The 14,752-nt window shown below is 65.2% G+C and carries 15 protein-coding genes; 5 read left to right on the top strand and 10 right to left on the bottom strand.

The window, feature by feature from the left end; all coding sequences use genetic code 11:
- Positions 1 to 5: 5 nt before the first annotated feature.
- From H8F01_RS14675 to H8F01_RS14650, 6 genes are all read right to left on the bottom strand, one after another.
- Positions 6 to 557 carry a pilus assembly PilX family protein gene (locus H8F01_RS14675; RefSeq protein ID WP_187055829.1) on the bottom strand — a complete coding sequence of 184 codons (552 nt, stop codon included), beginning with the start codon at positions 555 to 557 and terminating at the stop codon, positions 6 to 8.
- Positions 557 to 1,657 (bottom strand): PilW family protein, encoded by a 1,101-nt coding sequence (locus H8F01_RS14670; protein WP_187055828.1) that lies wholly within the window; start codon positions 1,655 to 1,657, stop codon positions 557 to 559. The genes H8F01_RS14675 and H8F01_RS14670 overlap by 1 nt, the downstream gene beginning before the upstream one ends.
- Complete coding sequence (pilV, locus tag H8F01_RS14665) at positions 1,654 to 2,220, bottom strand: type IV pilus modification protein PilV (RefSeq protein WP_187055827.1); 567 nt, start codon at positions 2,218 to 2,220, stop codon at positions 1,654 to 1,656. Before pilV ends, H8F01_RS14670 begins: the two co-directional genes overlap by 4 nt.
- A complete protein-coding gene (locus tag H8F01_RS14660) occupies positions 2,217 to 2,684 on the bottom strand; it encodes a GspH/FimT family pseudopilin (protein ID WP_187055826.1) in 468 nt (155 codons plus the stop codon). Before H8F01_RS14660 ends, pilV begins: the two co-directional genes overlap by 4 nt.
- Before the next feature lie 10 nt (positions 2,685 to 2,694).
- Positions 2,695 to 3,174: a type IV pilin protein gene (locus H8F01_RS21965; RefSeq protein WP_187055825.1), complete on the bottom strand. Its 480-nt coding sequence runs from the start codon at positions 3,172 to 3,174 to the stop codon at positions 2,695 to 2,697.
- Between the two features lie 468 nt (positions 3,175 to 3,642).
- The gene (locus tag H8F01_RS14650) at positions 3,643 to 4,635 is read right to left on the bottom strand and encodes an isoaspartyl peptidase/L-asparaginase family protein (protein ID WP_187059306.1); all 993 of its coding nucleotides are present in this window, start codon (positions 4,633 to 4,635) and stop codon (positions 3,643 to 3,645) included.
- Positions 4,636 to 4,914: 279 nt separating this feature from the next.
- Between H8F01_RS14650 and H8F01_RS14645 the strand changes: the two genes are divergently transcribed.
- On the top strand, positions 4,915 to 6,273 hold the full coding sequence (locus tag H8F01_RS14645) for a 3-oxoacid CoA-transferase (RefSeq protein ID WP_187055824.1): 1,359 nt from the start codon (positions 4,915 to 4,917) through the stop codon (positions 6,271 to 6,273).
- A 51-nt stretch (positions 6,274 to 6,324) separates the two neighbouring features.
- Here H8F01_RS14645 and H8F01_RS14640 read toward each other — a convergent pair whose 3' ends face one another.
- The 3 genes from H8F01_RS14640 to H8F01_RS14630 all read right to left on the bottom strand — a co-directional run bounded on the left by H8F01_RS14640 (position 6,325) and on the right by H8F01_RS14630 (position 8,828).
- The gene (locus H8F01_RS14640) at positions 6,325 to 7,305 is read right to left on the bottom strand and encodes a sensor histidine kinase (RefSeq protein WP_187055823.1); all 981 of its coding nucleotides are present in this window, start codon (positions 7,303 to 7,305) and stop codon (positions 6,325 to 6,327) included.
- Positions 7,306 to 7,326: 21 nt separating this feature from the next.
- Positions 7,327 to 8,058, bottom strand: a complete 732-nt coding sequence (locus tag H8F01_RS14635) for a response regulator transcription factor (protein ID WP_187055822.1) — start codon at positions 8,056 to 8,058, stop codon at positions 7,327 to 7,329.
- A 152-nt stretch (positions 8,059 to 8,210) separates the two neighbouring features.
- Complete coding sequence (locus H8F01_RS14630) at positions 8,211 to 8,828, bottom strand: arylesterase (RefSeq protein WP_187055821.1); 618 nt, start codon at positions 8,826 to 8,828, stop codon at positions 8,211 to 8,213.
- Between H8F01_RS14630 and H8F01_RS14625 the strand changes: the two genes are divergently transcribed.
- From H8F01_RS14625 to H8F01_RS14615, 3 genes are read left to right on the top strand one after another with little or no spacing between them, the layout of a single operon-like run.
- The gene (locus H8F01_RS14625) at positions 8,827 to 9,573 is read left to right on the top strand and encodes an ABC transporter ATP-binding protein (RefSeq protein WP_238480996.1); all 747 of its coding nucleotides are present in this window, start codon (positions 8,827 to 8,829) and stop codon (positions 9,571 to 9,573) included. The genes H8F01_RS14630 and H8F01_RS14625 overlap by 2 nt on opposite strands.
- A 28-nt stretch (positions 9,574 to 9,601) precedes the next feature.
- Positions 9,602 to 12,085, top strand: coding sequence for an ABC transporter permease (locus H8F01_RS14620; RefSeq protein WP_187055820.1), 2,484 nt, complete (start codon positions 9,602 to 9,604; stop codon positions 12,083 to 12,085).
- Complete coding sequence (locus tag H8F01_RS14615) at positions 12,086 to 13,198, top strand: SLC13 family permease (protein ID WP_187055819.1); 1,113 nt, start codon at positions 12,086 to 12,088, stop codon at positions 13,196 to 13,198.
- Positions 13,199 to 13,209: 11 nt separating this feature from the next.
- Here the strand turns inward: H8F01_RS14615 and H8F01_RS14610 are convergent, their stop codons facing one another.
- A complete protein-coding gene (locus H8F01_RS14610) occupies positions 13,210 to 13,983 on the bottom strand; it encodes a DUF4097 family beta strand repeat-containing protein (RefSeq protein ID WP_187055818.1) in 774 nt (257 codons plus the stop codon).
- 131 nt (positions 13,984 to 14,114) lie between these two features.
- On the opposite strand from H8F01_RS14610, the gene H8F01_RS14605 reads away from it, so the two are divergent.
- A complete protein-coding gene (locus H8F01_RS14605; RefSeq protein WP_187055817.1) occupies positions 14,115 to 14,708 on the top strand; it encodes a hypothetical protein in 594 nt (197 codons plus the stop codon).
- Positions 14,709 to 14,752: the final 44 nt, after the last annotated feature.

Raw genomic sequence — 14,752 nt, 5'->3', positions numbered from 1 at the left:
GGGGTTCATTTGCATACGGCTCTGGCGGGTATGGTGTACATGCGCGCCGAAATGCCCTGATGAAGCACAACGGAGGTTGCCGAGAAGGTGGCGTCATTCACGGTGGACTGCACGTCCCACTGCGTGTCCGAGCACGTGGCACTGGTGGTGGGGCCTGAGTTGATGAGCCCACTGGTGGAATACCCGCTGCTACCCGCGCATGCCTGGTCCTGGGGCGTGGTGGGCGGCGACGGAATGATCGCCGGCGTCACCGCCTCGCAGACGGGCGCCAACACCTGCGCGGTATAGGTTGCGCTACTGCTGTACAGCGGCACAGGCACACTGGTGGTGGTCGTGATCAGGGTCTGCGTGAAGGGCTGGCTCACTACATACTCGATGCCCTGCTGGGCCGCGGTATGCGCTTCAAGCTGGAACTGCTGATTACTGGCCACCTTGACGTCGACCATGCTGACGCCAACCATCGAAACAGCCGACACCATGAAGATCAGCAGGAAGATCAGCGTGGTGATCAGCGTAAAGCCGCGCTGACCGCGTCGCGCGGAGGTTGATCGTTTCATCACTGCATCTCCCGCAGGCCACCGGTGTTCCACACGCGCGCAAGCGTGGTGTAGACATGACGCTTGTAGGTATCGTTGTACGGGCCGTCGGCCACCGCGCCGCCATCGACCACGGTACGGCCGATGCTGTAGCTGCGCGTATCGGTCCACCCCACCGTGGGATCCACGTTCCGGGCCAGCACGCTCACGCGCACGGCGGTCACGTTGTACCAGTTGGTGACCGGGTTGACCCAGCTGTACGTCGGGGAGATCGTGCCGCAGTTCGCCGTGTTGTCGATCGTCGGATCGTCCACGTAGCAATCGGGCGAACCGTTCTGGTCACGATCGATGCCGTAGCTGTAATGGATATCCTGGATGCCCTGCACCAGCGATGACACGACCAGCGCCCCATTGCTCAGTTCGGCCACCTTCAACGTGGGGATGTTGTCGCTGTTGGGTGTGCAGGTATCGCAGGTAGAAAGGAAGTAGATGCGTTCCACGTACTTGCGGATCTCGGCCTTGGTGCCGTTGCAGGCCAGCGTCTGCAGCGTGAAGGCACTGGCTGCCGTGTCGAACGCCAGCGGCGCCAGGTCCTGGCTGCACTGCGACAGCTGCAGAAAATAATTGGTGGTATCGACACTTGCCGACGCATCCCCCGATGCATAACGCACGATGAGGATTTCGGAATTCGGCGCCACGTTGTAGCTGCTGAGGCACGAGGGCACCGCCGCTCCGTAGACCATGCCCACCACGCCATTGGGCAAGGTCAGCGTGGGCGACGCGCTGAATCCCAACAAGGTCTTCGCGGTGGCGCAAGGGTCCGGGTCGATATAGCTTGGCGATGACGCGACCAGGCTTGCACGCCCGTAGAAGCCGGACTGGGCGACATCCTGCTCGATGGACTGGATCGCGAAGCGACCGTTCTCCACCTGCGCGGAGGTCTTGCTGAACTCGTTGTGCGTCTTGCTGTTGGATGCATACAAGGATGCCAGCGTCGCCAGCATGACCAGGCCGATGGCCATGGCGACCATCAACTCGATCAGCGACAGGCCTCGCTGCGACAGCGGCGTCGTACCGCATACCCGGCGCGATGGACGGAAGATGTCAGGCCTGCGGGTCATGAGCTGAGGTTCCCGATGCGCACCTGGACCGTGACGGCGCGCCTGAGCGCATCGCTGGCGCCAAAGCTCCCCGAGCCGCAGGTGAGGTAGCTGTTCACCACGGTGGACGACAGCCCCTGCCAGGCCACCGTAACGCTGTACACATTGTTGACGGCATCCGTCTGGGTGATGCACCCGATGGCGCCGATCATGGCGCCGGCCTTCACGCCACCGTTGACCTCGGCCGCACCCTGCAACTCGCTCTGCCATGCGGTGAGATCGGCGTTGGCCGTCGACTGTTGCTGCGTGGTGCTGCCCGACACAATCGAGGTGGAACACGTCGGCAGCGTGGTATTGGTCACCGTGCCGGTGGCTCCATTGGAATAACAGGCCGCCACCTGTCGATTCGCATTGATGCGCGACACCATGTCCTGCACCAACGTCAGCGCCTGCACACGCTGATAGGACTCCATCTGGCTGCGCGACGAATTCATGGACAGCGCGATCGTGCCCAGCAGGGCAATCGCCGCGATGAACATCGACACCAGCACCTCGATCAGCATGATGCCCCGTTGATCCTTCATGAGCAGGCTCCCGTCGTGGTCAACGCCCGGCCCGTGGTCCCGACGCTGATGCACAGCGATTGCACGTGCGCGGTGGATGTCGCCGGCGCAACGGTGAACTTCAGGTTCAACGGCTGCTGCATCCGACCGTTGCCGCCAAACTGGAACTGGGTGTTGCCGTTTGCTTCCGTAATGGCGATGCCGCTGAAAGCGTCATGGCTGCGAATGGTTGACGCGGACGCCGGCGCAACCGCCCAGCCTCCTTTCCATCCCGCCGTGGCGGCCGTTACGTTCACCAGCGTGTTGCGCTTGACCGCCTCGCTGCGCGCATACGTAATGGTGGACGCCACGTCCAGCGCGGCGTTCCTGATCTGCTGGCCACGCAGCATGCTGGAAAAGTTCGGCACGGCGATCACCAGCAGCGTGACCAGCACCGCCGCGGTGATGCTCAGTTCGACCAGGGTGTATCCGCGTTGAGAGCGCATGGTGTGGCACTCACTGCCAGCATGGGGAAGTCGTGGGACTTGGCGTCTTGGCACCGGTGTTGTCCACTGTCAGCGTGGTGCAGCCCGTGTCATTAGCCTGGCCACTGGTCGAGACCGCCGTCGCGGTAATGGTGTATGTCGGGGGGGTGGTACCCACCGTGATCCCGAAGTTGTAGTTGGACGGCAGCGTGCCGGCGGCATAGCCCACCGATGACGCGGTGGCCACATAAGCCCGGTTGTCGACAAGGTAACGTTCCTCGGCCGACGCGATGCCAAGCATGACGCTCTCGGCGGCATTGCGATTGGCGTGCAGCACATGCCTGCGATAACTGGCCAGCGCCAGCGAGGCCAGGATGGCGATCACCGCCACCACGACCATGAGTTCGATCAGCGTGAAACCGCGCGCAGATGCAGCATGCACCGCCAGCGGCGATGCCGTCGAAGACCGCGGGCGGGACACGCCCCTGAAGCGGAAACCGTCGCTATTCATTCGCCCTCCCCCTAGGACTCCTGAAATTACATTTAGCTGACGATCTTCCCTGATCTCCCTGGCGCTACTTCGCGCCTTGAACGTATCCGATCCCACATGAGCTGTCGGCTGGCAGTTGGACATAGACCGTGGGATTTACCTGGAGCCCACGGCCCAAGACAACGTCAGTCATCCACCTGCGAAACACGATACAAAGACTTCCCTTCGCGAGGCTCACGAAATTCACGCATTCATCGTGCCATCCGCGATCTGCGATGCCTGATTCAGAACGTGCGTCGAAGCCTGCGACGGGCTTTCTTTCAGGCAGCTTAGCGCGCCACCTTCCTGCCGAAAGCGTGCCTATCCCTGCCGAAAAGGCGCCTGGGCGGCCGAACAGTCGCCGTTGGGCCGATGATGTGCCCAGGATTGTCAAAACCTGGTTGATGACCTGCGGCCCCCGCGGGTCCAAACCTGGCGCGGCGCGTCAGCTCAGGACTGGCCGGGTTCGCCGCCCTGCGGCAAGGGATCGGCGGTGCCGTCATCCTCGTCGCCATAGAGTGCCACGTGCGGCACGCCGTCGGCACCGATCCAGCCACGGTACATGCCGTCCGTGTTGAAGGGCATGGCCACCGTGCCGTTTGCATCCAGTGCAATGGCCCCGCCATTGCCTCCCATCGACGGGATTTCCTGGTTGATCACTTCGGCCGCCGCGCGACGCAGCGGCACGCGCATCTGGGTCACGCGCATGCAGATCGCATGGGCGGCCACCGTACGCATGTAGAACTCACCCCACCCCGTGCCGGACACCGCGCAACCGGAGTCCGCGTAAGTCCCCGCACCGATGATGGGAGAGTCGCCCACCCGGCCCCAGCGCTTGTCGGTCATGCCACCGGTCGAGGTGCCCGCCGCCAGATGCCCTTGCGCGTCGAGCGCCACCGCACCCACGGTGCCGAAGTGCTTGGCGGTTTCGACATCGGAATGCTTTTCGTTGTTCTCGTCTTCCTTCAACGCCTTCTGCAGCTGTTGCCAGCGCTCTTCGGTCCGGAAGTACGACGGATCGACCAGGGTGATGCCCGCCTGCTTCGCAAATTCTTCGGCACCCTCGCCCACCAGCATGACGTGCTGCGATTTCTCCATCACCGCGCGTGCCAGCACGATGGGATTCTTCACGCGATGCACACCGGCAACGGAACCGGCCTCCAGCGTGAAACCGTTCATGATGGCGGCATCCATTTCGTTCTTGCCGTCATGCGTGAACACCGACCCCTTGCCGGCGTTGAAGTTGGGATCGTCCTCCAGCACGGTGATGGCGGCTGACACCGCATCCACCGCCGTCTTGCCGGCCTTGAGCTGCGCATAGCCGTTCTGCAGGGCCTGCGTGAGCGCCGCGCGCACCGCCTTTTCCCTGGCCGGGCTCATCTCCCGCTTGATGACGCCGGCACCGCCATGGATCACCAGCACCGGCGAAGCGGCGTGGCTCATGGACGCAATCCCCAGCGCCGCAATGGCGGCGACAAGACGGCTGGACTTCACGGACGGTACTCCCCTCAACATTGGCGGGGAGTATAGCCAGCCGTTCTTACATGCTCACCCGGATGGTGTCCGCACGGGCCGTGAAACCTGGCCGTTGACCGCCCTCCAGCGACCTGGAGCCCCTCGACGCAGGGCCACGCCCTGCCACCCCGACCTTCGTACCGCGTGGGCAGCCACCAATCCGTCGTATCCTTGGCAGCTGGCTCTCTCCAGCAATAAGGCATTCCCATGGACAAGGTTTATGCAAGCGCGGCGCAAGCTCTCGACGGCCTGCTGTTCGACGACATGACCATCGCCGCCGGCGGCTTCGGCCTCTGCGGCATTCCCGAGAACCTGATCGCGGCGCTGCTCGCCGCCGGCACCAAGGGCCTCACCATCGTGGGCAACAACGCCGGCGTGGACGACTTCGGCATGGGTCCGCTGCTCAAGACCCGCCAGGTCAAGCGCGTCTACGCCTCCTACGTGGGCGAGAACAAGGAATTCGAGCGCCAGGTGCTCGCGGGCGAGCTGGAGCTGCACCTGGTGCCGCAGGGCACGCTGGCCGAGAAGCTGCGCGCCGGCGGCGCGGGCATCCCGGGCTTCTATACCCGCACTGCCTTCGGCACCAAGCTGGCCGAAGGCAAGGAAACCAAGGTCTTCAACGGCAAGGAATATGTGCTGGAGGAAGCCATCCACGCGGACGTTTCCATCGTGAAGGCCTGGAAGGGTGATCGCCTGGGCAACCTGGTGTTCCGCAAGACCGCGCGCAACTTCAACCCGATGATCGCCACCTGCGGCAAGGTCTGCGTGGCCGAGGTGGAAGAACTGGTGGAGGTGGGCGCGCTGGATCCCGATGGCATCCACGTGCCCGGCATCTACGTCGACCGCGTGATCCAGGGCCCGTCGTACGAAAAGCGCATCGAGTTCCGCACCGTGGCCGGCGCCAACACCGGCAAGGAAAGCCCGATCCGCTCGGCCATGGCCCAGCGCGCCGCCAAGGAACTGCAGGACGGTTTCTACGTGAACCTTGGCATCGGCATCCCGACGCTGGTGGCCAACTTCATCCCGCCCGGCATGGACGTCACCCTGCAGTCGGAAAACGGCCTGCTCGGCATCGGCCCGTTCCCGGACGATGCGCACGTTGATCCGGACCTGATCAACGCCGGCAAGCAGACCATCACCGAGCAGCCAGGCTCGAGTTTCTTCTCCAGCGCGGAGTCGTTCGCGATGATCCGCGGCGGCCATGTGGACCTGTCCATTCTCGGGGGCCTGGAAGTGTCCTGCACCGGCGATATCGCCAACTGGATGGTGCCGGGCAAGATGGTCAAGGGCCCCGGCGGCGCGATGGACCTGGTCAGCGGCGTGAAGCGCGTGGTGGTGCTGATGGAGCACACCGCGAAGGACGGCTCGCCCAAGATCAAGAACGCATGCGACCTGCCCATCACCGGCAAGGAATGCGTGGACCTGATCATCACCGACCTGTGCGTGTTCTCGGTGGAGAAGGGCAAGGGCCTGACGCTGATCGAACTGCACGACGGCGTGACGCTGGACGACGTGAAAACCAAGACCGGCTGCGCCTTCACCGTGAGCCCGTCGCTCAAGCAGTAAGTCGTAGGGCGGCCTTCCGGCATGTGCCGGAGGGCCGTGCATCGAGGGGCGTCAAGCCCGCACGAGCACCGACTCCGGGAAACGGATACGCGCGATGTGGCGGTGCCCATCGTGCGTCTGCAGCTCCAGCGGCCAATGGAAACGCTCGCTGATGCGCTGCGCGATGGCCAGCTCGAAACCGTGTCGATTCGCGCGGCCGGGTGAGTCATCGCAGCGATGCGTCACCGTGACCATGCCCGGCATCACGGTGACCGCCACCGTACCGCCATCGGCCTGCTGGCAGGCATTGCGAATCAACTGCCAGCACAGCACCGCGAACACGCGCGGCGAACCGTGCAACGCAAAGCGCGCGGGCTCATCCAGTTCCAGGGTAATGGGTCGCCCTTCCAGCATTTCCATCACGTCCGGCAATTCATGGCGGATCACGTCGTTGACGATGAAATCTTCTTCGGTGAGTCCGTTGTCCGATTCGCGCGCCAGGATCAGCAAAGCCTCCACCAGCGCTTCCATCTCGCGCGTGGAACGCTTGATGCGCTGTACGGAGCGCTGACCGAACTCACCGAGCGACGGATCGTCCGCCAGCATGTCGGCGGACATCTTGATGACGGTGAGCGGACTGCGCAGCTCATGGCTGGCATCACGCGTGAAGTTGCGCTCGCGCTGGTTGTAGCCGGCGATGCGGTTGGCAAAGGCGTAGAGGCTGGCAGCCAGCGTGGCCACGTCCGCATCGGTACGGCGAGGCAGTTGATCGGGTCGCCAGCCGTCCAGGCCGGTGGGCTGTTCGTCCCAGTCGCTGACGGCCCGGGCGAGCCGGCTGACCTGCACCCACAGGCGACGCGCCGCAAGCCATGACAGTCCACTGGTGATGACGATAAGCACCAGTGCCACGCCGATGGGGAGCACGCCGTAGAAACCCATCAGGCACGCGACCACGATGGCCAGCAACTGCAGGCCGAAGATGATCGCCAAGCGTCGTTGGTACAACCCGCGCGGGAACACCCGTGCGGGCTGCGCACTACCCCTGCTGGCCATAATCAATTCACGCCAACGCGATCATGCTGGCTGCGAGGCAGAGGCCACCTCCGATTCAAGATCGGCAAGGCGATATCCGGCGGAATGGATGGTGTGGAGAAGCGGTCGATCGAACGGTTTGTCGATCACCCGGCGAAGGTTGTAAAGGTGTGACCGCAGCCTATCGGAGTCCGGCAGCGTATCGCCCCAGATCTCGCGCTCGATGTCGCGGCGGCTGACCACGCGAGGCGACTCGCGCATCAGGATGGCCAACAACTTCAGGCCAATTGGCGACACGGTGAGCTCCTGCCCGCTACGCACCAGTCGCAGCGTGGCCGTGTCGAGCGTCATGTCGCCCACTGTGAGGATTTCGGTGGAGACCTGCCGCCGGTCGCGGCGGATCAGCGCGCGCAGGCGGGCTTCCAGCTCGCGCACTTCAAAGGGCTTCACCAGATAATCGTCGGCGCCAGCCTCAAGGCCAACGAGCTTGTCTTCCAGCGTGTCGCGGGCGGTCAACATGAGCACCGGCGTGGATTTCTTGGCGTCGCGACGCAGCTTGCGGCAGACGTCCAGGCCATCCATGCCCGGCAGCATCAGGTCGAGCACGACCACGTCATAACTGTTGGAGACGGCCAGGTGCAGGCCGCTCACCCCATCGGCGGCGTAATCCACCGAATATCCCCTGCGCTCCAGAAATTCGCCGACCATTTCTGCGATCTGGCGATTGTCCTCGACCAGAAGGATCAGTCCTGCTTGTTCGTCGCGCGAGCTCATCCGTACCTCCTGAAGCTGACTTCACAAAGGTGAACAGCTAACGACTGGCATCGTGAGGGTCACGTGAAGGCCTCGACACCCGGTTCACAGCCGGTTGTGATTTTCGTCACGATTGAAGCAATACCCGCACCCTACCGCCGTTTTGCCTTGCTTCAATGCAACAGCGGCGCCAGGCCCTTCCACACGTTGTCCAGCACCATGGGCTCGCCGGCAGTCACCGGGTGCAGCCCGTCCTGCTGCATCAGCTCAGGCTTCAGGGCGACGCCGTCCAGCAGAAAGGGCACCAGGGCCACATGCTTCGCTTTGGCCAGGTCAATGTAGACCGCCCTCAGGCCATCGCGGTACTGCGGGCCGTAGTTGACCGGCAGCTCGATGCCCAGCAGCAGCACGCGTGCATGCGCCTTCTGGGCGGCATCGATCATGGCCGCCAGGTTCTCCTTCAGCGGCGCCAGCGGCAGGCCACGCAGGCCGTCGTTGGCACCCAGCTCGATCACCAGCACGTCGGGTTTGGTCTTCTCCAGCAACCCGGGCAGGCGGTTGCGGCCGCTCAGCGAGGTCTCGCCGCTGATGCTGGCATTGACCACCGTCCAACCCGGCTCCATCTTGGCAAGACGGTCACCGAGCAGATGGACCCAGCCGGCCTCGACCGGAATGTTGTGCGCGGCGGACAGCGAATCGCCCAGCACCAGCACGGTTTTCGCCGGAGCCGCCTGCGCGGCAGCGGCGATGGCGCCCCACAGTACGACCAGGCAGCAAAGGAAACGACGCATGAGTGGCAATGCCTCCGCAATGGCCGGGAATCCGCCGTCCGGATCCCCAGGGGTTCTTCTGGACGCGGTCGATGTTAGCAAGTCGGTGCAGGGGCCCGAGGGCCGGCTGGACATTCTCACCGGCGTATCGCTGCAGGTGCGCGAAGGAGAAAGTTTCGCCATCGTCGGTGCATCCGGTTCGGGCAAGACCACCCTGCTCGGCCTGTTGGCCGGGCTCGATACGCCCAGCAGCGGCCATATCGCGCTGGATGGCCATGCACTTGAGCGTCTCGACGAAGAAGCCCGCGCGGATCTGCGTCGGCGCCTGGTCGGCTTCGTGTTCCAGTCGTTCCACCTGCTGCCCGCACTGACGGCAGAAGAAAACGTGATGCTGCCGCTTGAGCTGGAAGGCCGCGACGATGCGCGTACCCGCGCCCGCGAAGCGCTGGAAGCGGTGGAGCTCAGTGCGCGCCGACGACACTATCCGGCCCAGCTTTCCGGCGGTGAACAACAACGCGTGGCGATTGCCCGAGCGTTCGTGCACAGTCCGCGCCTGTTGTTCGCGGACGAACCCACCGGCAACCTCGACCAGCGCACCGGTCAACACGTGAGCGACCTGCTGTTCTCGCTCAACCAGAACCATCGCACCACGCTGGTGCTGGTCACGCACGATCCACGCCTGGCCGCGCGTTGCGCCCGCCAGGTCACGCTGGACAATGGCCGCGTGCTCATCGCACCGCGCGCTTCCGCAGCGGTGGCGCCATGAAGGCCGGCCAACGGAAACGGAGGCAGGCATGAGACTGCTCACCCTTTCCCTGCGCAGCCTGCGCCGTGAATGGCATCTGCCTGAACTGCGCACACTGGGCGCCTCGCTGGTACTCGCCGTGGTGGCGCTCGGCGTGGTTGCCACGCTGGCCGCGCGCATGGAGCGCGGTGTGCTGGCCAGCGCGGCGGAGCTGATCGGTGGTGACATCGGCATCAGCGCGCCGCAATCACTGCCCGCGACCTATGCCGACGAGGCCCGCGCCCGTGGCCTGCAGGTGACCCGTGGCGCCAGCTTTCCCAGCGTGGCCTTCGCGCACGAGCAGAGCCAGTTGCTTGATGTGCTCGCCACCGACAGTACGTACCCTTTGCGCGGCACCATGGAGCTGTCGGGCGGAACTGCCAGCACCTCGGCGGGGCATGGGCCCGCGGCCGGCACGGTGTACCTGGACCATCGCGCGCTGGTCGCGCTGAACATGAAGGTGGGCGACAGCGTCCAGCTTGGTGGGCGCGACCTGCGCATTGCCGCCGAGCTGGTGCGCCTGCCTGATGGTGGTGAGCTGGTCGCCATGGCGCCGCGCGCGCTGATGAACATCGGTGATGCGGAACGGGCCGGCCTGCTGGGCGTGGGCAGCCGCGCGCGCCACCGCCTGCTGGTCGCCGGACAGCCGTCGTCCGTGCAGGACTGGCGGACCTGGGTGGAAGCGCAGGCCCTGCCGCAGGGCGCGGAGCTGATCACGCCCGAACAGACGCAGGAACGCATGCGCAGCGCGTTCGACCGTGCCAGCGCCTTCCTGCGCCTCACCGCGCTGCTGTCTGCCCTGCTGGCCGGCGTCGCGATTGCGCTGGCCGCCCAGCGTTATGCCCGCCGCAAGACCAACGAGGTGGCCCTGCTGCGTGCACTGGGCACGCCGCGCCGGCAGGTGCTGGGTTTGCTGGTCGGCACGCTGGGCTTGCTGGCCGTACCGTCGGTGCTCGTGGGTGGCCTGGTGGCGCTGGGTCTGGCGCAGGTCACCTGGAGCTTCGCCAGCCAGTTGTTCTCCGCCATTCCCACCACCCTGCCACTCGGCCCGGCGATCGCGGCCGCCGTGATGGGGCTGGCCGTGCTGGCCGGTTTCGCCCTGCCGCCGCTGGCACGCCTGGCGGAAGTACCGCCCGTCGCCGTGTTCCGCGAGAGCGCGGCGCGGCGCGTGCGACGCTTCGATGCGTTGTATCTGGTGCCGGCACTGGTGGCCCTGCTGCTGATCTGGAGCCAGAGCGGCTCAGCCAAGCTGGCGGGCATCCTGGCGGTGAGCCTGGTGGGCGTGGCCGTGGTGGCTGCACTGCTTTCCGCGCTGATGCTGTGGATCGCGCGGCGCGTGGCGCCCGGCGCGCACCCTGCCCTGCGGCTTGGCCTGGCGGCACTGGCCCGGCGACGCGGCATGAGCCTGCTGCAGGCTACCGCGCTCAGCCTGGGGCTGGTCGCGCTGTTGCTGTTGGCCATCGTGGCACCCGCCTTGCTCGAAGGCTGGCGCAGCGAACTGCCGGCTGACACGCCCAACTGGTTCGTGCTTAACCTGCAGGACGACCAGCGCGAAGGTTTCGAACAGGCGCTTGCACGCATCGGCGGCAACAAGCTCAACATGCTGCCGCTGGCGGTGGGCAAACTCACCGCCATCAACGGCCAGCCCATCGATCAGATGCACTTCAAGGACGAACGCGCGAAAGACTGGTCCGATCGCCAGCTGCGCCTGTCGTGGGCCGGTGACCTGCCGCCCAGCAACGAGGTGATCGCAGGGCAGTGGCATGGCGAGCATCCGGCGCAGGCCGAAGTTTCCATCGACACCATGTGGCGTGACATGTATGGCCTGAAAGTAGGTGACATGATGCGCTTCAACGTGGGCGAAGGCAGCATCGAAGCCCGCGTGGGCAGCATCCGCAAGGTGGACTGGACGTCCTTCCGCGTGAACTTCTTCCTGGTATTCGACCCTGCGCATGCCGCGTCGCTGCCGCATACGTGGATCGCCAGCTTTTACCTGCCGCGTGGCCACACCGAATCGCTGGCACAGCTGTCGCGCGATTACAGCAACCTCAGCCTGATCGACGTCGACGCCATGCTCGACCGCGTGCGCGAGATCGTCAACCAGGTGAGCGGTGCCGTGCGCTGGGTGCTCGGCTTCAGCCTGCTGGCCGGTGCCCTGGTGCTTGCCGCCGCGCTCGCTTCCAGCGCGCAGGAACGTCGCCATGAAGCAGCGCTGCTGCGTACGCTGGGTGCTCGTCGCACGCAGCTGCGCATGGCGGCCGCCTGCGAGTTCGCCCTGCTCGGACTGGTGGCCGGGCTCACCGCCGCATTCGGTGCCGCGGGCACCGGTCTGTGGCTGGGTCATGCGATTTTCCACATCGAGCATTTCGTGCCGCCACTGGGTGCGCTGCTGCTCGCTGCGCTGATGGCGGCCATCGTGGTGATGTTGCTCGGGCTGGCGGGTACGGCGCGGGTTAGTCGCACCTCGCCCATGCGACTGCTCAGGGAAGGCTGAGTGCAGACGCTGATCAAACGCCTGGCACACGAAAAGCTGCTGATCGGCTTCGGCCTGCTGGCCGTCGTGCTTGCGCTGGCCGACCCGCAACCGCTGGGCACGTACCAGCGCTGGCTGCAGTTGCCGACCCTCGCCGGCCTGCTCGGCCTGATGATCTGCATCCAGGGCATCCGCGACAGTGGACTGGTGCAGCACGCCGCGGCGGCGCTGGTCGAGCGTGTGCACTCGCTGCGTGGGCTTGGCGCGCTGCTGGTGAGCGTCACGGCGTTACTGTCGATGGTGCTGACCAACGACGTAAGCCTGTTCCTGCTGGTGCCGCTGACGCTGGCCATCGGCAGCATTTCCAACCTGCCGGTGATGCGTATGGTGGTGCTGGAGGCGCTGGCCGTGAACGCTGGCTCCACGCTCAGCCCCATCGGCAATCCGCAAAACCTGCTGCTGTGGCAGTACACCCACCTGCCCTTCCTTGAGTTCGTGCTGAAGATGCTGCCAGCGTTCGGCACCATGTTCGTGTTGGTGCTGTTGCTGACCGTGGTGTGGATGCCGCGTGAGCGCGTAATCCTGCATGCACAGGACATTGATGGTCACCCGGTGTCGATCCCACAGGCCATCCTCTCGGTAGCCGCGCTGGTGAGCATGGTGGTAATGATGGAGCACAACCACGCCGTGCTCGGCGCCATGCTGCTGTTCGTGCCATTCGCGTTGCTGGAACGAAGCACGCTGCAGCGCGTGGACTGGCTGCTGCTGGCGACGTTCGCCGCCATCTTTCTGGGACTGGGCCACTTTGCCGAACTGGCATGGGTGCAGCACGGGCTGGAGAGCCTCAATCTCGACAACCCGCTCACGCTTTACGCCAGCGGCATTGTTGCCTCGCAACTGATCAGCAATGTTCCCGCCACGGTGCTGCTGTTGCGCCATGCGCCGGATCCGATGGCGCTGGCCGTTGCGGTGAATGTCGGCGGCTTCGGCGTGGCCATCGGCTCGCTGGCCAACCTGATTGCGCTGCGCCTTGCGAAGCAGCCGCGCGGTGCGCGGCTGCTGCATGAGGTGTCCATACCCTTCCTGCTGGTCTGTGCACCGCTGGTGTATCTGGTGTGGCGCTGGCTGGACTGAAGCAAGCCGCTTCAGTCGTCGTGCTCGTGCGGCACGTTCACCTTGCCCTTCACGCCGGAGTGCCTGACGTCGCCGCTGCCCTTGGCACCCACGGTGAGGTCGCCCTGCACGTCGCGGATGACCAGGTCGCCCGAGCCAATGGTATCCACGCGCACGCTGCCGCCCACGGTGTGGATGGCGACGTCGCCTGAGCCGATCGAACCAACGCGTGCTTCGCCGCGGACACCGTCGATCTTGACGTCGCCGGAGCCGACCGAGCCCACGTTGAGGCTGCCCACATCGTTCGCGTCGATATCGCCCGAACCCATGCTGAGCGCAAGCTCGCCGGCGATCTTGCTCACATGCACGTCGCCGGAGCCGACCTGCGTGCTCAGCGTCTTCAGCCCGGACACCCAGGCATCACCCGAACCGACGTTGAGCACCACCGGAATCTGCGAGGGAACCTTCATGTCCAGCTTCAGGCTGGTGGATGTGTGGCCAAACAGCGAGATATTGATGCGTGCGTGGCCGCCCGCCTCCACGATCAGTCGATCCCCTTCGCGGCGCTGGGTGACGGTGAGGTCGTCCAGCAACTTGGCATCGGAAGCGCACGCGCGCCCCGTGACCGTGCCGCCCGTGGCGCCATCGCTGCCGGTGATATGCAGGTCGTGGCTGTGCAGGTCCACCTGCACCTCGCGCACGCCATTGAGATCCAGCGTGAGATTGCGCGGGGCCTGGAACGGACACTCGTCGGCCTGGGAAGCAAGCGGGGCAAGCAGCAGAACGGCAAGGATTAGACGACGCATGGATAGCTCCTCAGTGAACGGGACAAGGCTTGGATGGCGCCGCACGCGAAAAGGTTTATACGCTCCCCGCGTCAACGCATGCCCGCAAACAGCGTTTGAGAATTCACGAACCGACGTGGAGAACCACTGCCATGCAACGCAAGACACTGCTCGCCTCCGTATTCACCTTGGTGATCGCCGGCGCAGCCTCGATGGTCGTCGCGCAGAACGCCGCGCCGCCGGCACCGCCGGCCAAGGCCGCTACTGCCAAGCCTGCTCCCGGCAAGCCCGGTCCGATGGCCCGCGATGACATGCCTGATGACATGGTAGGCGGCCCCGATTTCGCAGGCCCGGGCCCTGGCCGTGGCCCGGGTTTCGGCCCTGGCCCGGGTTTCGGTCGTCCCGGCTTTGGCCGCCCTGGCGGTGACGGCCCGGGGTCCCCGGTCATCGGCGACCTCAACGCGCTCGAACGCCTGTATCGCGACAGCGGCCGCACCAAGGATTTGACAGCGCTCTACAACGACGTGCTGTCCAAGTCGCAGGATCCGCGCGTGCGTACCTACGTGTATCACCAGCTGGCACGCGTGCAGTCCGCGCCGGCCAATACCGACCAGGCCATCGCCACCCTGCGCAAGAGCCTCGACGAGAACCTCACCAACGAAGCAAAGAAGCGCGCAGAGTTCGAGAAGATGCGCGCCGACTGGGAACAGCGCCGCAATCAGGGCAAGCCGTCGCCCCAGTCATAACGGATAACAACAACAACGGCACTGCCGCCCGGCAGCGCCTTGCC

The organism is Dyella telluris, assembly GCF_014297575.1.
GTDB classification, from domain to species: Bacteria; Pseudomonadota; Gammaproteobacteria; order Xanthomonadales; family Rhodanobacteraceae; genus Dyella; species Dyella telluris.
Note: the sequence above shows the minus strand (reverse complement) of the source record. Positions and strands in the feature narration are given on the sequence as shown.